General features: G+C 40.8%; 19 protein-coding genes, 1 tRNA gene and 3 pseudogenes. 10 read left to right on the top strand and 13 right to left on the bottom strand.

Annotation, left to right across the window (positions count from 1 at the left end):
* The first annotated feature begins 156 nt into the window (after positions 1 to 156).
* The 5 genes from mutS (at position 157) to NQU59_RS09645 (ending at position 5,235) form a co-directional block, all read left to right on the top strand.
* Entirely contained in the window at positions 157 to 2,814 is a 2,658-nt protein-coding gene (gene mutS, locus NQU59_RS09665) for a DNA mismatch repair protein MutS (protein ID WP_257063261.1), read from the top strand.
* Positions 2,815 to 2,950: 136 nt separating this feature from the next.
* Positions 2,951 to 3,118: a hypothetical protein gene (locus NQU59_RS09660; protein ID WP_257063260.1), complete on the top strand. Its 168-nt coding sequence runs from the start codon at positions 2,951 to 2,953 to the stop codon at positions 3,116 to 3,118.
* Positions 3,119 to 3,285: 167 nt separating this feature from the next.
* On the top strand, positions 3,286 to 3,615 hold the full coding sequence (gene fdxA / locus NQU59_RS09655; protein ID WP_004652744.1) for a ferredoxin FdxA: 330 nt from the start codon (positions 3,286 to 3,288) through the stop codon (positions 3,613 to 3,615).
* Positions 3,616 to 3,738: 123 nt separating this feature from the next.
* Complete coding sequence (locus NQU59_RS09650; protein WP_026040192.1) at positions 3,739 to 4,452, top strand: D-Ala-D-Ala carboxypeptidase family metallohydrolase; 714 nt, start codon at positions 3,739 to 3,741, stop codon at positions 4,450 to 4,452.
* Positions 4,453 to 4,566: 114 nt separating this feature from the next.
* A complete protein-coding gene (locus NQU59_RS09645) occupies positions 4,567 to 5,235 on the top strand; it encodes an O-methyltransferase (RefSeq protein ID WP_257063256.1) in 669 nt (222 codons plus the stop codon).
* A 119-nt stretch (positions 5,236 to 5,354) separates the two neighbouring features.
* On the opposite strand, the gene NQU59_RS09640 is transcribed toward NQU59_RS09645, so the two are convergent.
* The 11 genes and pseudogenes from NQU59_RS09640 to NQU59_RS09585 all read right to left on the bottom strand — a co-directional run bounded on the left by NQU59_RS09640 (position 5,355) and on the right by NQU59_RS09585 (position 16,160).
* On the bottom strand, positions 5,355 to 6,197 hold the full coding sequence (locus NQU59_RS09640; protein ID WP_005243166.1) for a universal stress protein: 843 nt from the start codon (positions 6,195 to 6,197) through the stop codon (positions 5,355 to 5,357).
* A gap of 116 nt (positions 6,198 to 6,313) precedes the next feature.
* A complete protein-coding gene (locus NQU59_RS09635) occupies positions 6,314 to 6,931 on the bottom strand; it encodes an acyltransferase (protein WP_043971865.1) in 618 nt (205 codons plus the stop codon).
* Positions 6,921 to 7,523 carry an IMPACT family protein gene (locus NQU59_RS09630; protein ID WP_043971863.1) on the bottom strand — a complete coding sequence of 201 codons (603 nt, stop codon included), beginning with the start codon at positions 7,521 to 7,523 and terminating at the stop codon, positions 6,921 to 6,923. The genes NQU59_RS09635 and NQU59_RS09630 overlap by 11 nt, the downstream gene beginning before the upstream one ends.
* 94 nt (positions 7,524 to 7,617) lie before the next feature.
* On the bottom strand, positions 7,618 to 8,808 hold the full coding sequence (locus NQU59_RS09625; RefSeq protein ID WP_005243174.1) for an HlyD family type I secretion periplasmic adaptor subunit: 1,191 nt from the start codon (positions 8,806 to 8,808) through the stop codon (positions 7,618 to 7,620).
* A gap of 17 nt (positions 8,809 to 8,825) precedes the next feature.
* A pseudogene (locus tag NQU59_RS09620) lies at positions 8,826 to 10,948 on the bottom strand (type I secretion system permease/ATPase).
* Positions 10,948 to 12,436: pseudogene (locus NQU59_RS18860) on the bottom strand (TolC family protein). The pseudogenes NQU59_RS09620 and NQU59_RS18860 overlap by 1 nt, the downstream one beginning before the upstream one ends.
* A 337-nt stretch (positions 12,437 to 12,773) precedes the next feature.
* The gene (gene lptB, locus NQU59_RS09605) at positions 12,774 to 13,520 is read right to left on the bottom strand and encodes an LPS export ABC transporter ATP-binding protein (protein WP_005243178.1); all 747 of its coding nucleotides are present in this window, start codon (positions 13,518 to 13,520) and stop codon (positions 12,774 to 12,776) included.
* Positions 13,520 to 14,068 (bottom strand): lipopolysaccharide transport periplasmic protein LptA, encoded by a 549-nt coding sequence (gene lptA, locus NQU59_RS09600; RefSeq protein ID WP_005243179.1) that lies wholly within the window; start codon positions 14,066 to 14,068, stop codon positions 13,520 to 13,522. Before lptA ends, lptB begins: the two co-directional genes overlap by 1 nt.
* On the bottom strand, positions 14,052 to 14,600 hold the full coding sequence (gene lptC / locus NQU59_RS09595; protein ID WP_005243180.1) for an LPS export ABC transporter periplasmic protein LptC: 549 nt from the start codon (positions 14,598 to 14,600) through the stop codon (positions 14,052 to 14,054). Before lptC ends, lptA begins: the two co-directional genes overlap by 17 nt.
* Positions 14,601 to 14,639: 39 nt before the next feature.
* Positions 14,640 to 15,179: a KdsC family phosphatase gene (locus NQU59_RS09590; RefSeq protein WP_005243181.1), complete on the bottom strand. Its 540-nt coding sequence runs from the start codon at positions 15,177 to 15,179 to the stop codon at positions 14,640 to 14,642.
* Positions 15,180 to 15,182: 3 nt separating this feature from the next.
* On the bottom strand, positions 15,183 to 16,160 hold the full coding sequence (locus NQU59_RS09585) for a KpsF/GutQ family sugar-phosphate isomerase (RefSeq protein ID WP_005243182.1): 978 nt from the start codon (positions 16,158 to 16,160) through the stop codon (positions 15,183 to 15,185).
* Positions 16,161 to 16,536: 376 nt separating this feature from the next.
* Here NQU59_RS09585 and NQU59_RS09580 point away from each other — a divergent pair, with 376 nt between their 5' ends.
* The 5 genes and pseudogenes from NQU59_RS09580 to NQU59_RS09560 all read left to right on the top strand — a co-directional run bounded on the left by NQU59_RS09580 (position 16,537) and on the right by NQU59_RS09560 (position 20,461).
* Positions 16,537 to 17,943, top strand: a complete 1,407-nt coding sequence (locus tag NQU59_RS09580) for a purine-cytosine permease family protein (protein ID WP_005243183.1) — start codon at positions 16,537 to 16,539, stop codon at positions 17,941 to 17,943.
* A gap of 106 nt (positions 17,944 to 18,049) precedes the next feature.
* A complete protein-coding gene (gene cysS, locus NQU59_RS09575; RefSeq protein WP_257063255.1) occupies positions 18,050 to 19,471 on the top strand; it encodes a cysteine--tRNA ligase in 1,422 nt (473 codons plus the stop codon).
* A 62-nt stretch (positions 19,472 to 19,533) separates the two neighbouring features.
* Positions 19,534 to 19,609 (top strand) — tRNA-Gly (locus NQU59_RS09570).
* Between the two features lie 145 nt (positions 19,610 to 19,754).
* Positions 19,755 to 19,879: pseudogene (gene ykgO / locus NQU59_RS09565) on the top strand (type B 50S ribosomal protein L36).
* A gap of 108 nt (positions 19,880 to 19,987) precedes the next feature.
* Complete coding sequence (locus NQU59_RS09560; protein ID WP_257063254.1) at positions 19,988 to 20,461, top strand: copper resistance protein NlpE; 474 nt, start codon at positions 19,988 to 19,990, stop codon at positions 20,459 to 20,461.
* Positions 20,462 to 20,554: 93 nt separating this feature from the next.
* Here NQU59_RS09560 and tsf read toward each other — a convergent pair whose 3' ends face one another.
* Positions 20,555 to 21,430: a translation elongation factor Ts gene (tsf, locus tag NQU59_RS09555; RefSeq protein ID WP_004652724.1), complete on the bottom strand. Its 876-nt coding sequence runs from the start codon at positions 21,428 to 21,430 to the stop codon at positions 20,555 to 20,557.
* Between the two features lie 138 nt (positions 21,431 to 21,568).
* Complete coding sequence (gene rpsB, locus NQU59_RS09550; RefSeq protein ID WP_004652723.1) at positions 21,569 to 22,321, bottom strand: 30S ribosomal protein S2; 753 nt, start codon at positions 22,319 to 22,321, stop codon at positions 21,569 to 21,571.
* Positions 22,322 to 22,427: the final 106 nt, after the last annotated feature.

The following is a 22,427-nucleotide window of genomic DNA, read 5'->3' as shown; positions in this document are numbered from 1 at the left end:
CACTAGAAAGGCTTGAAGCCGCTTTATACTATGGATGCAATTCTCTACGTTTATTTAGTTGTCATCATTATTTGAGTGGCATCCATATTCACAAAAACTGAAATTGGTTCAATCACCAAAAGTAAATATTATTGATTTTTAAAGAGTTTAATACGCATGAATAGCGCTGAAATCATGACTGATCTTTCATCACATACGCCGATGATGCAGCAATATCTCAAAGTCAAAACAGACTATCAACATGCATTGCTGTTCTACCGTATGGGCGATTTTTATGAGCTTTTCTTTGAAGATGCACATTTAGCAGCCAAACTTTTAGGTATTACCCTGACCCACCGTGGCAAAGCCAGTGGTCAGCCAATTCCAATGGCGGGTGTACCTTATCATGCAGCAGAGGGCTATCTGGCTCGTTTAGTCAAAGCTGGCCGTACTGTCGCCATCTGCGAACAAGTTGGTGAGGTCACAGGCAAAGGTCCAGTTGAGCGTAAAGTAGTCCGTATCTTAACACCAGGCACATTAACCGATGATGCTTTATTGGGAAGTTACCAATCGTCGAATCTGGTTGCGCTCTGTATTCAACAAAATCAAATTGGTTTCGCCTTACTCGACTTGAGTGCAGGCATCTTTAAAGTCCAACAACAAGACTATAAACCTGAACAATTGGCCATTGAACTGGCGCGTTTAATGCCAAGTGAAATTCTGATCGATGAAGATCTGGTGGATCAGAATATTATTGAGCAAATTAAGAAAAATCTGAACTGCCCAATCACTAAACGTCCGAATGTCGATTTCAATTTAAATAATGCCCAAAAGACCTTGTGCGATCAGTTTAGTGTATCGACTTTATCTGGATTTGGCTTAGACCCACTTCCACTGGCAAAAGCCGCTGCCGCAGCACTGATTCACTATGCCAAAGAAACTCAAAAAACGGCCTTACCACATATCCGTTCCATTCAAATTGAGCAAAGTACCGACTTTATTGCACTTGATCCAATCACCCGTCGCAACTTAGAGATTATTGAGCCCTTGTTTGAACATGGCACATCTTTATTCCAGTTGATTAATGATTGCCAAACCGCAATGGGGGGACGCTTACTCAGTCGAACCTTGATGCAACCGATTCGTGATACCGCCGTTTTGGATGCGCGTCTTGATGCAACCGAGCAATTATTAAAAGGCTATCACGAATCACCTGTGCGCTTGGTGCTCAAAGAGATTGGTGATATTGAACGTGTACTCAGTCGTGTCGCTCTGGGGAGTGCACGTCCACGTGATTTAGTACAATTGCGTCAGGCATGTGCACAAATTCCATTCTTACGTCATGCCCTTGATCCTGTATTAAAAACAGAGCAATCTAAACTGTTAACACAATTAGATGAAGAACTGGGTGATTTTAAGAGCCTGCATCAACATTTAATGGCTGCCATTGTTGAACATCCACCCGTGCTATTGCGTGATGGTAATGTTATTGCAGAAGGCTATGATGATGAGCTGGATGAATTGCGCAAAATTCGTGATCATGCTGGACAATTTCTAATTGACTTAGAAATCAAAGAGCGTGAACGTACAGGAATTAATACCTTAAAAATTGGTTATAACCGTGTCAGTGGTTACTATATCGAGTTGACCCGTGCACAAGCAGAACAGGCGCCTGCCGATTATATTCGCCGTCAAACGCTGAAAAATGCTGAGCGTTATATCACACCTGAACTGAAGGGTTTTGAGGATAAAGTGCTTTCCAGTGAATCACGCGCCCTTAGCCGTGAAAAACTGCTGTTTGAATCACTTTTAGATGAGTTACGCCAAAATATTGCACATTTACAAATGATGAGTGCCGCAATTGCACATATCGATGTAGTGGCAAACTTTGCCCATCAAGCCCGATTGAACAATTGGGCAAGACCTGAGTTTAGCGCAGAAACAGGTATCAAAATTCAAGCGGGTCGCCATCCTGTGGTAGAAGCCTTAAATAAAGCGCCATTTACACCAAATGATACCTTTTTGGACACCCAACATCGTATGGCGATTATTACAGGTCCAAATATGGGTGGTAAATCGACCTTTATGCGTCAAACCGCATTAATTAGTCTACTGGCCTATTGCGGCAGTTTCATTCCAGCCAAGTCAGCAAAATTAGGTCCGATTGATCGAATTTTTACCCGTATTGGCTCTGCAGATGATCTCTCTACAGGTAAATCGACCTTTATGGTCGAGATGACTGAAACCTCCCAGATTTTGCATCATGCCACCAGTCAATCTTTGGTCTTGATGGATGAAGTTGGTCGTGGAACCAGTACCTATGATGGTCTTTCTTTGGCTTGGGCCTGTGTGGTTGATCTAACCAAACGGGTAAAATGCTTATGCCTGTTCGCAACACATTACTTTGAATTGACTGAACTTGGCAGTGAAGCAGGCATTGATAACTACCATGTCACCGCCCAAGAACTGAATGGCAACTTGATCTTGCTGCATAAAGTACAACAAGGCCCTGCAAGTCAAAGCCACGGTTTACAAGTCGCAAAATTGGCAGGTATTCCAGCCAATGTAATTAAAGAGGCGCAGAAGCGTTTAAAAATTCTGGAGAAACAGCAACACCAACATTTGCAAAGCAGCGTACAGAATGATTTATTCAGCGCTGTTGAACATGAAATTGAAACTCCGGTAGTTGAGCGAGTAATTGAAGTTGAAGTCAAATCTCCTGCATTGGAATTGTTACAACAGATTGATGTTGATGATCTGACCCCTCGTCAGGCGCTTGAACAACTGTATCAACTCAAAGCCTTATTTAAGACAACACAGACGCTCGAAAGTTAATCAGCTCGAATTCAGCTCTGGTTTTATACCAGAGCTGATTTACATAGTGCGCACTAAAATCAACAATCCCTCACCCCGTTATCGGCTTGATCATGTTATTGCTGTATGAGATCAATACCTCTGTGAGGAAAATCTCATGTCTCGTGGTGATAAATCGGCTTATACAGCAAAACAGAAAAGACAAGCAAAACATATTGCACAAAGTGAACTGGAGCAAGGCCGCTCTCCAGAAGAAGCTGAGCGAATTGCTTGGGCAACGGTCAACAAACAAGATAGTGGTGGGCTGAAGAAAAAGTCAAACTAACAAGTTGAGCGCTGTTGTTGAGACTTATTATCAACAAAAGTCATATAAATAAGTCCATTTCATTGATACGAATAATAAATATCAATAAAAGGAATTGTTTCTATCAGTATTTTTGCCTAAAATACACTATGCAAAATGAAAACCATATTTTTTAGGTAGCTGTCGCCATGACCTTTGTTGTCACTGAAAATTGTATTAAATGTAAATATCAAGATTGTGTTGAAGTTTGTCCAGTTGACTGCTTCTACGAAGGTCCAAACTTTCTTGTCATCAATCCAGATGAATGTATTGACTGTGCGCTCTGTGAACCTGAATGCCCAGCAAATGCAATCTTCTCTGAAGATGAATTACCAGAAGGTCAAGAAGTCTTTATTGAACTCAATGCTGAATTGTCTGAGAAATGGGCGGGTAATAACATCACCCAAATTGGCGAACAACCTGCCGATCGTGAAGAGTGGAACGGCAAGCCAGACAAACTGCAATATTTAGAAAAATAATTTGAAAGGCCAGTTTTACTGGTCTTTTTTATACCTGAATCACACATTTCTTTGCAATTACCTCATTATTCATGGCTTATTTTGCATTAAAATAGTTCACCTACAGATTTTGAACTGCCTTTTATCATGCAAAATAAATTACAGGGTCTATTACCATTATTGATCATTCCTGTGATGATGGTGGGCTGTAGCAGCTCCACAACAAAAGTAAATCAAAACCAAGGTAAAAGAATTTACATTCCACAAGAACAAGTGACCTTTACTCGCCCGATTCCGAATAAAGTTGAACCCGCATCATATCGGCAATGGCTCAATCAAGGTGATAACTATGCACGCGTTCGTGAGTATGAACAGTTTCTGAACCGAAATAATGTCGCACACATCATTCCAAGTTTTGAGCTATTACGTACAGCACGTGACTGGCAGAAATGTGGTCGTACAGAATATATGGTTCCTAATCGTGAATTGTGGGGTAATGCCCTATCAACCCTACGAGTGTTTAAGTATTTAATCGCAGCCAAAGTTTTAACCGATTTTGAAGTCACTTCAGTTTATCGCGATTTACCCCTAAACCAATGTGCTGGCGGGGCTGGCTCTTCAAAGCACTTATTTAACTCAGCGATCGATTTTCGTATCGGGCCTGAATATCCTCAACCGCAAGACTACGCATATATTGAACAAACCAAGTTTAAGCTATGCCAATTCTGGGCCCAGCATGGCCAGAGTCTGGATTTAGGGATTGGCCTATATAGTTCTGGTCAGATTCATATTGATACTCAAGGCTACCGTACTTGGGGACCAGATCTGACCCGAAATAGCTCAATGTGCAATTTCTAAAAGTAGATTACGCAGCAAAAAGGGATCATTTAGATCCCTTTTTGCTGCAATCAAATTGCACTCTGAATATAAATGTTTAAAATGCAGCTAACAGATTGATAGGTAAATTTGATTATGCAACAGATGTGGACCGAGGTTGATGACTATATCAATTCACATTTAATTCCCACAGACCCAAGACTTCAACATGCATTAGACAATACCGATACTCAAGGCTTTTCTAATCATTTGGCTGTTGCGCCTAATCAAGGCATGTTTTTGCAGATGCTAATTCAGATGAACCAATGCAAACGGGTATTGGAACTAGGTACCTTTGGCGCATATAGCACCATTTGGCTCGCCAAAGCATTACCAGAAGATGGCTACCTACTTACCGTTGAAGGTCGAGATACCCATGTCGTGATTGCCCAAGAAAATATTGATTTTGCCAATATGCCAACCCGTATTGAGCTAAAAAAAGGTCGCGGTGCAGATGTCATGAATCAACTGATTGCGGATCACAGTGAGCCTTTTGATTTCATTTTTATTGATGCAGATAAACAAAGCTACCGTGAATATTTTGAACTGAGCTTACAGCTTTCTCATTCAGGTACAATTATCGTGTTGGATAATGTCATCCGTGCCGGTGCTATTCTGGATGAAAACAACAAGAAACCAAGTATTGAAGGAATTCGTGAGGCATTCATAGCCTTGAAAGATCATCCTCAATTGCTCTCTTGCACCGCTTTACAAACAGTCGGTTCGAAAGGACATGATGGTTTTGCAATCGCGATTGTAAAATAGCGATTAAAAAACAACCTATTTAATTTAGTTGTGTAATATCAACAAATTATATTTATCTCTAGTGCTTTTCCATATAGTTATCCACAGGAATTGCGGATAACTATATAGAATAAAATGAATCACTTAGCCACTAATAGTGGAACATTGGCATTACGGAAAATAGTCGTCGTAATACTGCCTAAGAAGAATTGATGAATTTTACTATGACTGAAAGCTCCCAATACTATTAATTGAATATCATGTTCTCTTTGATATTCAAGAATATTTTGGGCAACATCACCATAACGATAAATAGAAACCACATCTAAACCCGCATCAGTCAAATACTTTTCCGGTTCCGCCAACATTTCAGGATGATCTCCAACATACAACAAATGGCACTGAAGTTTTTTTAACAGGTCACTTTGTGCAATGCGTTGCAACATTTTTTGGCAGGTCGGTGAATATTCATAAGCAAAGATAAAACGCTTTGGTGGCTGGAAGTGTTCCCCGACAGTAATCACTGTACAATTGGCACCACGAATAAAATTCTCAACATTACTTCCTATTGGTTTATTTTTTTCTGCCGCCCGTTCCCCAACCCGTCCGATAATCACGATGTCATTTTCATTGAGGAGATTGAAACTTTGCTCTAGAAAATCACCTTTTTCCTGAATCTTAGAACTGCTTAAGCCATACTGTTTTTCAATCATTTCTGAAATATGTTTCAGCAAATTATTACTATAATCCAGTGCTAGCTCACTTTGTTTTTGTTCCAACTCGGCAAGTTCTTTGAGAAGCATAGCATTACTCTCAAAACCAATCACCCCACTGATTTCACCTAAATGATAACTCGCTGGGTAATAGTCCAAGATTTGCAACAGTACTAATTCCCTTTGGGTTTGTCTGGCTACCCACACAGCCGCCTCTGCCAGAGCATCAATGCAGGGTGAAGAATCAATACATGCAATTACACGGTTCATTTTCGCCTCTCTCTAGGTATATACCTTAGGTCTTCTACTTATTTTTAACTTAACATAGATAAAAGCATGGTAGGTTAAATTTATGTATCGAATCTCATACGCTTTTTTAGTGCTTTTTATTCAGTACGATAGCGAATTTTTTTAGCTGGATTTCCGACAACGACAGCGTAGTCTTCAACATCTTTAGTCACCATGCTATTCATACCCACTACTGCATGATGCCCAATTTTGATTCCATCTTTTATTCCAACATGCGCCCCCAGCCAGACATCACACCCCACCTCAATTCCTTTGGACGTAACAGGTTGCTGATAAATAGGACGATCCATCCCCATTCCATGATCAAATGCATATAAATGGCTATAGGCTGCAATTCGGACTTGATCATTTAATTTGATCCCAGCTCTCCCCCCATCTAGAATGCAATGATGGTTAATCGCAACCTCATTCCCGATTTCCAAAGGACCATGTAAAGTACAATCCGCCGCGATGAAAGTATTATCCCCAATTGAAATTTTTCGACCTCGCTCGGCAAAAATATGCGCTAAAGGTGAAATAAAACAGTTCTTTCCAATTTCAACGGTTTCCATCTCCATCAAATAGGCTTGATATTCAGCTTGCCATGCTTCAGCCCATTCACGATGCTTTGGTTTTAGTGACCAATATAACCATGGCATGTAATTCAAACGTTGTTTATGCTGTTCCCGATATTTTAATAAAGGATCATGCGTCATGTTCTTGTTCCTCTATTACTTTTAGCAATTCACGACCCCGAGTCACATCTTGAAGTTTAATTCTCAAAGCTTCAATTTGATGCACTTGTAATCGGGCTAATACCATGACTCCTGTATCGGTATAGCTTTCTTGATATTCAATCTGTTGCTGCATCAATTCATACTGAATAATCGCCCATTCATTAAATAGACAGGCAAATTGAACTTGTTTCTTTTCAATCAATTCTATCTTTTCAGCCAAGAGCAGACATTGTCCTGCACAGCCCCCATAAGCACGAACCAAACCACCTGTTCCCAGTTTAATTCCACCATACCACCGATTCACCAAGACAATCACATTGGTCAGCTCATTGCCTTCAATGGTTGCAAGAATTGGACGGCCTGCTGTGCCAGAAGGTTCACCATCATCATTAAAGCGGACATGATGACCGATCTTCCATGCCCAACATTGATGCGTTGTCGACTGATCTTTATGCTGTTCCAGAAAATCTTTCACCTGCTGTTCATTTTCAACAACCGCAGCAATCGCTTGGAAACGACTTTTTTTAATGTCTTCTTCAAAAGTAACCGTACTGGCAATGGTAAATGGCATAAAAACAAATATAAACTTAAAACATAATTATAGCTTTTTACATCACAAATAAAAAACCTCGCATACAGCGAGGCTTTTTTTAAATCAACATCGCCTAGCGTTCGCGCAATGCTTCTTTCGCTTTATTAAATGGTTTGAGTAAGTAATCCATAATGGTTTTTTGTCCTGTACGAATATCTACCGTTGCCACCATACCTGGGGTAATACTAAAAGCTTTACCAGCTTTGTTATACAAACGGTCTGAATCCGTACGAATATAGACACGATAGTAGAATTGATCTTGCTTCACTTCATCACGAATAGTATCTGGTGATATCACTGTTACTTTTCCATCTAAACCACCGTAGATCGAATAATCATAGGCCGTGATTTTGACCAATGCCTCCTGCCCTGGACGAATAAATGCAATGTCGCGTGGTGAAATGCGTGCTTCAATCAATAATTTGTCCTCTAAAGGAACAATTGTCATCAGCTTTCCGTTTTGCGGAATCACTCCCCCTAGTGTGGTAACGTCAATCTCTTTCACTACCCCACGAACGGGTGCCTTAAATACTGCACGCTGCAAACTGTCATTCCGACCATTGACGATTTGTTGTTGAGTCTGGATATCGGTATTTGCTTTAGATAACTCTTCGCGTGCTTTGACATAATACTGATTACGTGTGTCATTGATCTTATTACTAAGATCATTGGCTTCACGTTTCAAACGTAGAACTTCAACCTCACTGGCTGCACCTTTTGCCACGAGCGGCTCGGTCATTGCCAATTCCTGACGGACTAATTTAGCAGCCTGTTCATAGCCCTCAATCGACTGGTTCAAGTTAGCACGGCGAGAGAGATACAATGCTGTTTCCTCTTGTACAAGTTTTGGATTCTTTTGTACTTCTTCTGGGAAACTCAATGCTGTTCCGCTGACCTCAGCACGCAAACGTGCTGCCGTTGCCTGTGCGGAAATCAACAAAGACTTAGATTCACCAACATTTGAAGCAAATCGCGTTGGATCAAGTTGGGCAAGCACTTGTCCTTTTTCAACAACATCACCTTCTTTGACATCCAGTTTAGTTAGAATCCCCCCTTCAAGCGACTGGATAATCTGTTCTTTTGAAGAGGGAATTACCTTCCCTGTACCCGTTGAAACTTCTTCTAAATTAAATAACCATGCCCAGATTAAGAGTGAAAATAAACCAATCCCAATCATCCAAACAACCAGCGTCGAACGAGGTAACTTAGGCTCCTTATAAGTTACATTCATCGAACGGCTGCTGTTTTGTTGTTGTTCACTCATAAATTTTCCTCGAACTATTAAACTATTTTTTGTTTTATCGTTGATTGTTGTAAGACTTGATCTACTGGTCCATCCATGACGATTTTACCCTCGTTCATGACAATAATTCGGTCAACCAGCTCCAAAACAGCACGTCGATGCGTAGCAACGACTAAAGTTCGATAACCTAACCAATTTTTCAAATGATCAATTAATTGTTTTTCAGCAACATCATCAATTGCAGCTGTAGGCTCATCAAGCAATAAGATATTAGGCTGACGAATTAATAAGCGTGCCAGTAACAAGGCTTGTCGTTGCCCCCCAGAAAAACCAACCCCACCTTCCAAGACCAAATGATCTAGTCCTTCTTTCTTTTCATGTACAAAACTAAGTGCTCCAGTCACTTTGAGCACTTTTAAGATATCTTCATCACGGGCTAAAGGTGCCCCAAGCGTCAGGTTCTCACGGATGGTGCCATAGAATAAATGTGCATTCTGATTGAGCAGTCCCATATCGCGACGAACATCAGCAGGATCAATCAAACTAATATCCAGATCATCTAAATGTACTGAACCAGAGTTTGGAAATTGCATGGCAGATAAAATTTGTAGCAGCGTTGACTTACCAGCACCGTTACGCCCCAATATTGCAATCCTCTCCCCAGCCCGAATTTTGAGTTGTGGAATGACTAAACTTGGACGTGGATCTTCCTCTGTATATTGGAATACCACTTTGCTCAACTCATAATCACCATGCAGCACCTCTTTGTGTACCAAATGCGCTTGATCAGGTTGATCAACAGGTTTCTGCATTAATTCATCCAGGCTCTTTTTCGCTACTTTCGCCTGTTGTAAACGACCTAAAATCCCCGTAATTTGTGAAATCGGTGCAAGCATACGAGAAGATAAAATCGAACATGCCACCAATGCACCCGTTGTCATATCCCCTTTCATTACAGCAAAACAACCCACCAGAATTACTGCGGCATAAGTCAGCCCCTGAATTTTCTGTGTCCAAGCCGTGAGTACACCAACAATCTTACGTTGCTGCATACTGATATCCGCAGATACTTCATTCATGTGGTTCCATTGATTTTGGAACCGAGACTCCGCACGTAATAGCTTAATGTCTTCAATGCCTTGAACGGCCTCTACCAAGATCGCATTACGAATAGACGATTCTCTCATTCCTTCTTGGGCAAGTTCTGCCAATTTCTTTTGTGCCAAGATTGCAGGCAAAATCATTAATGGCACCACTAGAAGCATGACCCAAAATAAATCACCACCAATAATTGCAAAGATCACCAAGAATAAAAAGAAGAATGGCAAATCCGCCAGAGCGCCCATAGTGGTTGATGTAACGAGCTCCCGAACACCTTCCAGTTCACGAATTTGAGAAATAAAAGTTCCAGTTGACTTTGAGCGTTCACTATTTTTAATTCTCAAAGCGTGACCAAAGACACGATCTGATATTCTTAAATCAGCACGCTTTCCAATAATGTCAGAAATATAAACCCGAGAAAGCCGCAAGGTAAACTCGAAAATGGCAGCAATCAGAACACCAGCTGCAAGCACCCAAAGCGTTGGAATTGACTGTGAAGGGACGACCCGATCATAAACCTGCATGGAAAAAATAATCGTTGCCAAAGCTAAAATGTTAGCAATCAGCGAAGCCAGCATAATGTCGACATAACGCTTCCAGTCTTGTAAAACGATAGACCAGAACCAGCTTTGCTCATAAGGTTTAATGTATTCATCAATACGCGCATCAGGCACAGATTGCTCAGGTCGCAGTACATATACATTCTTTATGATGTGTTTGAGTGCACCAACGGCAAATTTCTGCGAAAGCCTTGATCACCACTCAGTTGAACACTGACATGGCCTGAACCATCGGCTTTATCAATCACTCCCACCTGCCCATCTGCAAGCTCTACAAGTATAGGTAATCTCCAGGGATTAATGACATCATCACTAAATGCAATTCTTCTTACATTCATGCCAACCTGTCGACTAATCAAAATAAGGACTTCGTCTAAATTTTGATTTTGATTCCAGTCAAGTTGTAGGCGAATCCGTTCCTCAGAAGGTTCAATTCGATAATGCTTTGCAATCGTCAGTATGGCTTGTAACCAAGGCTGATAGTTTATTTTTGTAGTGATCATGGTTGTACCTCAAATCCTTGGATTTTTATATTATTGAGGTCATAGGCTTGACGAGAACGTCCTGTCGCAGCAATGTATTGTGCAATACTGCTGTAGATATCATAACGTGCTGTTTCTGCCTCTGAGTTCGCACTATGAATCGCTTGCTCTGCATTAAGCAGATCTACCAAAGTGCGAGTTCCCAATTTATATTGTTCTTGGTAAAGTTCTCTTGTTCGTATTGTTGTCGCTTGTTGCCCCGCCAAGACCTGCATTTGACGTTGCTTATTTTCGATTTGCTCCCTGCTGGTCCGGATTTGATCCAGCACTTTTAAATATACTGCATTAACTTGTGCTTTTGCTGCCTCTTCAGCAAAACTGGCAGCCCGGGTTCTTGAGGATGTCGCCCCGCCTTGATAGAACTGACTGGTTGCTTCAAACATAATGGCACTATCAAACCCACCATCTTTTTCATTATTGGGGTTACGACCGTGTAAAGCTTGACTCAGTTCTCCTTTTACAGATAGTGTCGGATAATTACTGACCTGTGTTTGTAATTTTTGATTACGTGCAACTTCAATCCCTGCCTGTGCGGCAATCATCTGCGGAATCGTATTGAACTGCGGTGCGGCATATAAATCAGACTGTTTAACAAACTCATCTGGGATGATCCATTGTATACTTTGTGTATCAAAACCCAATAAAGTATATAAATGCTGTTGATACTGACTCAGTAAAGACTGCTGGGCGATCATTGCAGATTGTGCAGATTGTAAATAAGATTGTGCCTGTATCGGGTCAGCCTGACTACTAATTCCCGCATTTGCACGTAGATTTGCAATTTCTTGAATGCGTCTTATCCCAGCAATCTGCTGATTAGCAATCTGTATAAGCTTATGATAACGCTGAATATTAATAACTGTTTGTGCAACATCCAATGAAATATCATCAATTTTAACCAAGACATTGGCTTGCCCAACAACGACTTTTGCTTTTTCAACATCGACTCCAGACTTCACTTTTCCAAAGTCATAGAGCATTTGTGTCGCGCTCAGAGTGAGTAATTGCTGTCCTCGGGTACTTTTCTTACCCAGATCTCCTGTACTTACGCCCCCCCCCCACTTGCGGATAGTAACCTGATTTGGCAACATCAATATTGGCGTTTTGAGACGCCAATGCTGAAATCCCTTGGGCAATCTCTGGGTTACGCTGTACGGCAATCTGGACGGCATCTTTTAATACTTTAGATTGATTCTGCCAAAAAGCCGTCGGAATCGTTTCTTGTGGACGTCCAGAACCAACTACGGGTAAATCACTCCCTAATGAAGAGTCCACAGAGAAATTACTTAATTTCTGCATCTGTGCGACCTTAAACTCATCACTGCTTTGCGGAACAAACAGTTTCGTTAGATTGTTCTTTAAAGTGTGATATTGCTCACTTGGTGGTGTTGCATGTGTCATCGGCACAGATAAGGTTGCTACATAAAGTAACCACTTGAAATCTATACTTTTATCCACAATCCATTATTCACTTTTATATCTTTTTGCAAGTTCATATTTTTTTCGTATTGTTATCATTTCAGCATTTTCATTTTAATCATTTTTTTATAAAAACACTATGTTCCGCACATAATTTCAGCTAATGATATGTTTATATTTTTGTAAAACAGTTCACACTTTTATAGAATATAAAAATTATACAAAAGGTATAAAATAAATATTTATCATTAACTTAAGTAAAAAATATAAAAACTAATCGGAAAATAATTTTTCTTCTTTAATTTCGGTTCGATCATAAAAAGAACCCGTAGGTTCCTTTTTAAAGTTTCGGCTATCAGGAGCCTTAAACAACAAAATCGTCACCTAAATATACTTTACGCACTTGTTCATTGTCTAAGATTTCTTGCGGTGTGCCTTCAGCAATCACAGAACCTTCACTCACGATATAGGCTTTCTCGCAAATCGCTAACGTTTCACGAACATTATGATCAGTAATGAGTACTCCAATCCCCCGATCTTTGAGCGTCTGAATAATATCTTTAATATCACCAACAGAGATTGGATCAACGCCAGCAAAAGGTTCATCCAAAAGCATAAACTTAGGATCTGCAGCCAAGGCACGTGCAATTTCAGCACGGCGACGTTCACCACCAGAAACGCTCATTCCCAATGAATCTTTAATGTGATTGATTTTAAAATCGCTCAATAATTCATTTAAACGTTGCTGACGCTGCTGTTTATTTAAGTCTTTGCGGGTTTCCAAAATTGCCATGATATTTTCAGCAATCGTGAGCTTTCTAAAAATAGAGGCTTCCTGTGGTAAATAGCCAATCCCTTTACGCGCACGCTCGTGCATTGCGAGATCAGATAAATCAAGATTATCGAGATGGATCTCCCCTTTGTCCATACGAACAAGCCCGACCACCATATAGAAACTCGTGGTTTTACCTGCACCATTCGGCCCAAGCAAGCCCACAATTTGTCCACTTTGCATTGTAAAAGATACATCTTTTACAACCCAACGTTTACTATAATTTTTAGCTAAGTGCTTAATACAAAGCGTTTGTGGTTGTTGTCCCGACTGTTCCATTAATCACGCGCCCCTGGGAAACTTTTTGAACTAGAAGGTGGAATAATAATTTGTACCCGATTGGTCGAAGAACCTTGAGCCTCAACGTCCCCTTTGTTCATGCTGTATTTTAAGCTATTACCACGAATACTCGAGCCATCTTGATACAGATATGCTTTGCCAGTTAAGGTAATGATTCCTGTATCAGCATTATAGACAATCGTCTGTGCTTCACCACGCGCTAAACCTTTGTTAGTATCCATTTGCTGTTGAAATTTTGCAGGTTGTCCTTTAGCCGTGATAATTTGAATCTCTTTCTTGCTATTTAAATTTGCAACAAGAGAATCAGCTTGAAGCTTCATTGTCCCTTGCTCAATAACAACATTGCCAGTATAGGTTGTTATACCCGTTTTATCATTATAGGTAGCACGATCAGCAACCAAAGAAAGTTGTTGATTCCGATCTGATGGCAAAGCAAAGCTAGCAGCAGAAGAAAGTGCAACAAGAGCAGCACAAGTTGCTTGTTTAAGGAAAGCAGAACGAGATTTAGAATTAAGAGCTTGGCGCATACTTTCCTCGAATTTTATAAAATTCATATTGACCATTATTTAAATTAGCCTTTAAACCCTGACTCACGAACTCAGCAGATGGTGATTGAACCGTGACTTGATGTTGTGTTTCGAGTTCTCTTGTTTTTGGGTAACCTGTGAGTTCATCAGTGTAGAACTCCATTTTACCTTGATCAGACAATTTTGTTGCAACGACATCGCCCTGCAAGATGACTTTACTATTATCATCAAAGCCATTTGCTTGTTTGGCATAAAATGTTGCATCAGGCTTACCCTGTTTGTACATCGTCGCATTCAGTTGATCAAGCTGAGAAGTTTTTGATTGCATATTCTGTTGTAGCTGTTTAACTTCAGCCCGAATATACAGATTCCCCTTTTCATCTGTTTGCGTTAAATGAACACCTTGTGCTGAATAAGTCATATTCTTTGCTGAATCAACATCCAGCTTTTTTGCTTTGCCACTATAATAGTAATAGCCACCGCTCACAGCAGCGACCGCAACAGCGACAACATATAAAACTTTGGTATCCATAAACTGGGTTACCTAACCTTTGAGCAAATCAACACTATATTAATGTGGTACAGCAAGATATTTTTCAAGCAGTTCTTGGTAAACACCTTTTGCCATCAATAACATATCGCACACTTCACGTACAGCACCACGGCCACCCATCGCCTGAGTAACCAGATTGGCACGACGGCGCACTTCTTCATGCCCATTTGGTACAGTGACTTTCATGCCTGCAATAGCGAATGCAGACAAATCAGGCCAGTCATCTCCCATATAGATACAATCTTCGGGCAAGAGTCCTAATTGAGCACAAGCTTCACGTAATGCAGCGCCTTTATCTTCACGGCCCTGAAAAACCAAATCGACACCCAGATCAGACATCCGTTTTTCAACGATGTTACTTTTACGCCCTGTGATGATAATCACTTTCATACCCGCTTTCTGGACAAGCTTCATCCCCAAGCCATCACGAATATCAAATGATTTAATTTCATCGCCGGAATTGGTTAGTGTGACAAAACCATCACTTAAAATTCCATCTACATCAAGTACAAGTGCCTGCAAATGACGCGCTTGTTCTTGTAAAGCATAAGATGCCATAGCTTAATTTACTCCAGCCTGAATAAGGTCATGCATAGCAATCACACCAATGACCTTATTGGCTTCATCAACGACCACAAATTGATTCACTTTTTTCTCATGCATTTTTTCCAATGCTTTGACCGCACGAGCCTCCTGAGAAATCGTCAGTGGTTTTTTAGTCATTACAGCCGAAACAGGCAAGTTCACATCAAAACCTTGTTGTTGATCAATCATGCGACGTAAATCACCGTCCGTAAAAATACCTAATAATGTATCATTTTCGTCAACAATCGTGGTTAAACCCAGACGCTTATCTGAAATTTCATACAACACCTTATTCATCGGCGTATCAGGGCGAACTTTTGGTAGCTCAATCCCTGTATGCATCAAATGTTTCACATGTAAAAGCAAGCGTTTACCTAATGCACCTGCAGGGTGCGAACGTGCAAAGTCATCGGCAGTGAAGCCGCGTGCTTCCAATAAAGCAACCGCTAAAGCATCACCCAACACCAGTGTCGCAGTAGTACTTGAAGTTGGTGCCAAGCCTAAAGGACATGCCTCATCGGCCTCACCCAAAGTTAATGCCACATCAGCCGTTTGTGGCATTGGGCCTTTATCATCACGACTAATCGTAATTAGTGGCACCCCTAAATGCTTGATGAGTGGCATCAACATCATAATTTCATCACTCTTGCCCGAGTTAGAAATTGCGATGAGTACATCTCCACGTACCAGCATGCCCAGATCGCCATGACCCGCCTCACCTGGATGCATAAAGAAAGAGGGCGTTCCCGTCGATGCAAAGGTAGCCGCCATTTTACGACCAATATGACCAGACTTGCCCATACCTGTAATGACGACACGTCCCTTGCATTGCAAAAGTATTTCACATGCAACATCAAAACGCTCATCAACCTGTGCAGCAAGAACTTCAATTGCTTGTTGTTCGACACGCAAAGTTTCTAATGCACTTTTTTGGAAATCTATGGCTTGTGACATATGAGCTTGACTCAAAATAATACTCTATCCACCCACAGGGTAGATGATTTTAATCAAAAGAATGATGCGGATTCTAACATATCTGCAAATCTTACACGTTTCTAAATGTATAAGTTTTCATGAAAAATGGAGAGATGAAGCATGAAACAAGACTCATTATATATGAGCTAAATGTCAATCTTTTGAACATCTATGTATTCGCCACTTTTACATTCATCTATAAACGCTTGTCCCTTCCACGCTTTGCACAAAAGACTTGCTTATTATTAAACCAAATTGTATATACATATACATGTCAGTTTATACATGAACATACTTAAGCAACAAATCATGTATTTGTGAATAACGATAAGTATTTCAAGGATACGGAGTGAAAATGAGCTCATTGGATGAGAAAGAAAAACATCAGTTTATTGAAAGCCGCAGTATTGATTTCATTCCAGAACATGAAAGGCATGGCAGCATATTTGGTCAATTCACATTGTGGTTTGGTGCCAACTTGCAAATTACTGCAATCGTTACAGGTGCCTTAGCTGTTGTACTTGGTGGCGATGTATTTTGGTCAGTTATTGGTTTATTGATTGGGCAATGCTTCGGTGCCATCGTCATGGCCTTACATGCCGCACAAGGTCCTAAACTGGGTCTTCCCCAAATGATTTCCAGCCGCGTCCAGTTCGGTGTTTATGGAGCCTGTATTCCAATCTTCTTAGTTTGTTTAATGTACATCGGATTTACTGCCACAGGTGAGGTTTTGGCGGGTAAAGCCATCGCACAATTGATCAATGTAAGCAGCACAACAGGAATTTTAATTTACGCAGCTTTTATTGTGATCTTTGCAACCATTGGTTATCGTCTAATCCACTGGGTCGGGAAAGTTGCCAGTGTCATTGGCATCATTGCCTTTGTGATTATTTTAAGCCAAATTTTGACTCATTCAAATTTTGCAGCGTTAATTGCCGTTCAAAAATTTAGCTGGCCATCCTTTTTATTAGCGATCTCACTGTCAGCCTCTTGGCAAATTTCATTTGGTCCTTATGTTGCTGATTATTCCCGATATTTACCCTCAAACACCTCTTCCACACGTGTCTTCTTGGCAGTCGGTTTAGGCTCTGTACTCAGTTCCCAAATTTCGATGACTTTAGGCGTATTCATTGCACAGATTGCTCAAGGCGGATTTGTCGGAAATGAAGTGCAATATGTCGTCGGCATGAATACGGCTGCTCTTATTATTACCTTTTTATATTTCAGTATTGCCTTTGGCAAAGTCACCCTGTCAACGCTGAATGCTTATGGGTGTTTTATGTGCATTGCAACGATTTGGAATAGTTTCAAACCTCATTCTCAAATTTCAAAAATGACGCGTTTATCTATCGTGCTTGCGATGGTTGCCATTTCTACACTCATCGCGATTCTTGGTGAACATACTTTTTTAAATACCTTCAAGGCCTTTATTCTGTTCTTGCTCACCTTTTTTATTCCTTGGAGCGCCATCAACCTCGTGGACTACTATTTCATTTCTAAAGAAGAATGTGATGTTGCCGCGTTATACGATCCAGATGGGGAATATGGTCGTTGGAACCCTATTGGTATTGGTTGTTATGTCATGGGAGTACTGTTACAACTCCCCTTTATTCACAGTAAAGTTTACACGGGTGCAATCGCGACCATGCTAGGTGGAGTCGATATCTCCTGGTTAGTCGGTCTCTTGGCAACGGCTATCATTTATTATTATTTTGCAAAAAAGGCACAAATTCGAGTATCGCACCCCATCGGCCATGAATAAAGAAATATTGCAAACGAAAGCCATCTTTTTTCTACTGATAACTTTATGAAATATGGTGCATACGTTATGATGAATAACGATTTTTGTAGAGTGTTTGAAAACCCTTATGCAACCTTTTGTTCTATATAACTCTGAGCAACGTAAAAAAGTTGAATTTGTCCCACGTAAAGAAGGTCAAATCGATATGTATGTCTGTGGCATGACAGTCTATGACTACTGTCATATCGGACACGCTCGGGTTATGGTTGCATTCGACTACATCATTCGCTTCCTGCGTAGCCAAGGCTGGAAAGTTCGTTATATCCGCAATATTACCGATATTGACGACAAAATCATTGCACGTGCCAATGAAAATGGTGAAAGCATCCAGCAACTCACAGCTCGCTTTATTCAAGCCATGAATGAAGATGCAGCAAATTTAGGTTGTGCTGAACCTGATGAAGCACCAAAAGCCACCGAATATATTGATCAAATGCAAAATATGATCGGTACATTGGTTGATAAAGGAGCTGCATACCCTGCTGCCAATGGCGATGTTTATTTTGAAGTCAGCAAGTTCAATAACTATGGCCGTCTGTCAGGCCGTAAATTGGATGATATGCAAGCAGGTGCATCTGAACGTGTCGATGTTGAAGTTGAAAAGAAGCATCCTTTTGACTTTGTACTCTGGAAACACGCCAAAGAAAATGAACCTGCTTGGGCTTCACCTTGGGGTAACGGTCGTCCAGGTTGGCATATCGAATGTTCAGCAATGTCAACCTGCTGCCTCGGCAACCACTTTGATATTCATGGTGGTGGTTCAGACCTGATGTTCCCGCATCATGAAAATGAAATCGTACAAAGTGAGGCTTCAACGGGCGAACAATATGTAAACTACTGGATGCATGTTGGCTTCATCAATGTAGATGGTGAGAAAATGTCTAAGTCTTTAGGCAACTTCTTTACCATTCGCGATGTGATGGAGAAATTCCACCCTGAAGTGATTCGCTACTTCATTGTGTCATCACACTACCGTAGCCCGGTTAACTTCTCTGATGTGGCTCTAAAAGAAGCAAAAACAGCACTCAGCCGTTTCTATCATTCGTTTAAAGCCTATCAACAGGTGTACGGTCAAAAAACGGTTGAGACGCTAGAACAGGGCTTTGTTGAACGCTTTAACAATGCCATGTGTGATGACTTTAATACTGCTGAAGCAATGGCGGTACTATTTGAACTGAATAAAGAACTAAATCGTGCAGTGAAAGAAGAGCAAGCAGAACAAGCAACAATGCTTTACTCTACCCTACGCCACTTAACGAACATTCTTGGTTTAGTTCAACATGATGTGGATGAATTCCTTAAGTCAGATATTGGTCAAGAAGCACTTAAACTGTCTGATACTGAAATTGAAAACTTCATTCAACAACGAGTCGATGCAAAAAAAGCCAAAGACTTTGCGAAAGCCGATGGCATTCGCCAGTCTTTATTGGATCAAGGTGTAGTTTTGGAGGATACCCGTCAAGGTACAATTTGGCGACGTGCTGATTAATTCAACACTTAGCATGATAAAGAGTTGACACTTGAATGAAACTCTCTATAATGCGTCCTATTGCGGGAATAGCTCAGTTGGTAGAGCATAACCTTGCCAAGGTTGGGGTCGGGAGTTCGAGTCTCCTTTCCCGCTCCAGATTCAAAAAACCCTCATCGAAAGATGAGGGTTTTTTTATTTCCCACACTTATCTCATCACCACTATTCTTCAAATAATAAGGCAAACTTTACAGCACAAATTAAATGTAATATTATAACATTACATTAAAACTTAGGAACCAAAATGAAAGTATGCTTATCCCTCAAAAGCGCCAAACGTCGCAGCAGTGACTGCCAAATTGTTAAACGTCGTGGCAAGCTATTTATCATTTGCAAATCAACCCCCGCTTCAAAGCAAGACAAGGTTAACTTGTCCTGCTTTACCAAAGGTTAAATAACCCTTACATTCCCTTACTACCATTTCTTTTTAAAATCTAATAACTTGGATATTAATGTTTTCACAAGGTTATATCTAAGATGAAAAAATCAATTATCGCCATTTCTTTAGCTTCTATTTTTTTAGTCGCATGTAATAAAGCAGAAACCCCTAAAACTGATGAACAAACCCCACCTGCAATGAGCACGGAAAGCAGCTCAGAAGTTGTAGATAGCGCACATACCGCAGAAAACTCATTAGACTGGAATGGCACATATAAAGGCGTTCTTCCTTGTGCAGATTGCGAAGGTATTGAAACCCAACTTCAACTCAATTTGGATAAAACCTACACACTCAAAGAAACCTATCTTGGTAAAGGTGATGGAAAAGCATTTGAAAGCAAAGGTAAATTTACTTTTGACAGCAAAAACACCTCTGTTATTGAGCTCGATAAAGCGGGTGATGGCCGCAAATACTTTGTTGCTGAAGGCTACTTGAAAGCCCTCGATACAGAAGGCAAAGAAATTACTGGCGAACTGGCTGAAAAATACGAGCTACAGAAACAAGACCAATAAGCCCATCCATAAAAAGCCCACTCTTCTTGCTGGGCTTTTTAACAGGCAATAAAAAACCCAGTCATAAAGACTGGGTTTTTTAGAAGATACGAATTACTTCGCAGCAGCTTGAGCAGCAGCAACTTCTTCTGCAAAGCTCATTTCAGCTTTCTTCTCAATACCTTCACCCACTTCGAAACGAACGAATTGAGCTACAACAGTACCAGTCGCTTTTAATACATCAGCAACTTTCTTGTCATTGTCGATTACATACATTTGACGATCAAGAGCAACTTCGTTCAAGTATTTTTCAACTGAACCCGTTACCATTTTCTCAACGATGTTCGCAGGCTTACCAGATTCTAACGCTTTCGCTTCAGCAATTTCTTTCTCTTTAGCGATCAAGTCAGCTGGAACAGCTTCAGCATTTACAGCAACTGGGTTGAACGCAGCAACGTGCATTGCAATACCTTTACCAGTGTCAGCATCACCTGTGTAAGAAACAACAACACCGATTTTTAAACCGTGTTTGTAAACAGCCAAGTTTTCGCCTTCAACGATTTGAGCACGACGAACTTGAATGTTTTCACCGATTTTTTGAACCAATGCAACACGAGCTTCTTCAACAGTCGCACCGTCTTCAAGCTTAAGTTCAGCAATTTTCGCAGCATCAGTTTCGTTTGCAGCAAGTGCAGCAGCAGCAACTTTATCAGAGAAGTTTTTGAAGTTTTCGTCTTTAGCAACGAAGTCAGTTTGACAGTTAACTTCAACAAGAATTGCTTTGTTACCGTTTTGAATAATAGTGATCGCACCATCAGCAGCAATGTTGCCTGCTTTTTTAGCAGCTTTTGCTTGACCTGATTTACGAAGGTTATCAATCGCAAGTTCGATGTCACCGCCTGCTTCTGTTAATGCTTTTTTGCATTCCATCATTGCAAGACCAGTACGGTCACGTAATTCTTTTACCATGCTCGCAGTAACTGCAGTCATGTTGATCTCCTAAAATCGGTAGAAAATAAATCTGTTCAACAAAAACGGCCCAAAGAATCTCTGGGCCGTTTGCAATCTCGACGCTTTAATTTGCCACCATTACATGTCGCAAAAATGACAAGCTTGCGTCAAAACGCATTAAGCCTCAGAAGCGTCTTTAGCAGCGTCGTCGCCTTTAGCTTGTGCATTTGCTTGTGATTGAGCATATTCTTTACCAGCAAGAATCGCATCAGCCATAGCAGAAGCATATAAAGTTACTGCACGGATCGCATCGTCGTTACCCGGAATAACGTAATCAACGTTGTCTGGGTTAGAGTTTGTATCAACGATACCGATTACAGGAATACCTAAGTTTTTCGCTTCTTTGATTGCAATCGCTTCGTGATCAACGTCGATTACAAATAATGCGTCAGGTAAACCACCCATGTTTTTAACGCCGCCTAAAGCACGTTCAAGTTTTTCCATCTCACGAGTACGCTCTAAAGCTTCACGTTTAGTAAGCTTAGCAAAAGTACCATCTTGAGATTGAGTTTGAAGATCTTTTAAACGGTTGATAGATTGGCGAAGTGTTTTCCAGTTCGTCAACATACCACCTAACCAACGGTGATCTACATATGGTTGACCAGCGCGTTGAGCTTGTTCACGGATGATGTTAGAAGCAGCTCGTTTTGTACCAACGAACAATACTTTGTTCTTTTTGCTCGCTAGGTTGTTAACAAAGTTCAAAGCATCATTTAACGCAGGAACAGTATGCTCAAGGTTGATGATGTGAATTTTGTTACGCGCACCAAAAATGTATTGACGCATTTTTGGATTCCAGAAACGAGTTTGGTGACCAAAGTGTGCGCCTGCTTGAAGAAGGTCGCGCATGCTTACGTTGTAATCTGCCATTTTCTTTACCTTAAAGTTTGGGTTAGGCCTCCATATATCCGCATTCTCCACCTATTGCTAGGCACCCAGAGTAATGTGTCGATATATGTGCGGATTTTTTTACGAC

The sequence above is a fragment of the Acinetobacter colistiniresistens genome, from assembly GCF_024582815.1.
In the GTDB taxonomy this organism is placed as follows: Bacteria; Pseudomonadota; Gammaproteobacteria; order Pseudomonadales; family Moraxellaceae; genus Acinetobacter.
This window is presented reverse-complemented; position numbering and strand designations above follow the sequence as displayed.

Excerpts from the sequence above, each read along its gene's own strand:
- mutS (WP_257063261.1), top strand. The coding sequence starts at position 157 with ATGAATAGCGCTGAAATCATGACTGATCTTTCATCACATACGCCGATG.
- NQU59_RS09660 (WP_257063260.1), top strand. The coding sequence starts at position 2,951 with ATGTCTCGTGGTGATAAATCGGCTTATACAGCAAAACAGAAAAGACAA.
- fdxA (WP_004652744.1), top strand. The coding sequence starts at position 3,286 with ATGACCTTTGTTGTCACTGAAAATTGTATTAAATGTAAATATCAAGAT.
- NQU59_RS09645 (WP_257063256.1), top strand. The coding sequence starts at position 4,567 with ATGCAACAGATGTGGACCGAGGTTGATGACTATATCAATTCACATTTA.
- NQU59_RS09640 (WP_005243166.1), bottom strand. The coding sequence starts at position 6,197 with ATGAACCGTGTAATTGCATGTATTGATTCTTCACCCTGCATTGATGCT.
- NQU59_RS09635 (WP_043971865.1), bottom strand. The coding sequence starts at position 6,931 with ATGACGCATGATCCTTTATTAAAATATCGGGAACAGCATAAACAACGT.
- NQU59_RS09630 (WP_043971863.1), bottom strand. The coding sequence starts at position 7,523 with ATGCCATTTACCATTGCCAGTACGGTTACTTTTGAAGAAGACATTAAA.
- NQU59_RS09625 (WP_005243174.1), bottom strand. The coding sequence starts at position 8,808 with ATGAGTGAACAACAACAAAACAGCAGCCGTTCGATGAATGTAACTTAT.
- lptB (WP_005243178.1), bottom strand. The coding sequence starts at position 13,520 with ATGGAACAGTCGGGACAACAACCACAAACGCTTTGTATTAAGCACTTA.
- lptA (WP_005243179.1), bottom strand. The coding sequence starts at position 14,068 with ATGCGCCAAGCTCTTAATTCTAAATCTCGTTCTGCTTTCCTTAAACAA.
- lptC (WP_005243180.1), bottom strand. The coding sequence starts at position 14,600 with ATGGATACCAAAGTTTTATATGTTGTCGCTGTTGCGGTCGCTGCTGTG.
- NQU59_RS09590 (WP_005243181.1), bottom strand. The coding sequence starts at position 15,179 with ATGGCATCTTATGCTTTACAAGAACAAGCGCGTCATTTGCAGGCACTT.
- NQU59_RS09585 (WP_005243182.1), bottom strand. The coding sequence starts at position 16,160 with ATGTCACAAGCCATAGATTTCCAAAAAAGTGCATTAGAAACTTTGCGT.
- NQU59_RS09580 (WP_005243183.1), top strand. The coding sequence starts at position 16,537 with ATGAGCTCATTGGATGAGAAAGAAAAACATCAGTTTATTGAAAGCCGC.
- cysS (WP_257063255.1), top strand. The coding sequence starts at position 18,050 with ATGCAACCTTTTGTTCTATATAACTCTGAGCAACGTAAAAAAGTTGAA.
- NQU59_RS09560 (WP_257063254.1), top strand. The coding sequence starts at position 19,988 with ATGAAAAAATCAATTATCGCCATTTCTTTAGCTTCTATTTTTTTAGTC.
- tsf (WP_004652724.1), bottom strand. The coding sequence starts at position 21,430 with ATGACTGCAGTTACTGCGAGCATGGTAAAAGAATTACGTGACCGTACT.
- rpsB (WP_004652723.1), bottom strand. The coding sequence starts at position 22,321 with ATGGCAGATTACAACGTAAGCATGCGCGACCTTCTTCAAGCAGGCGCA.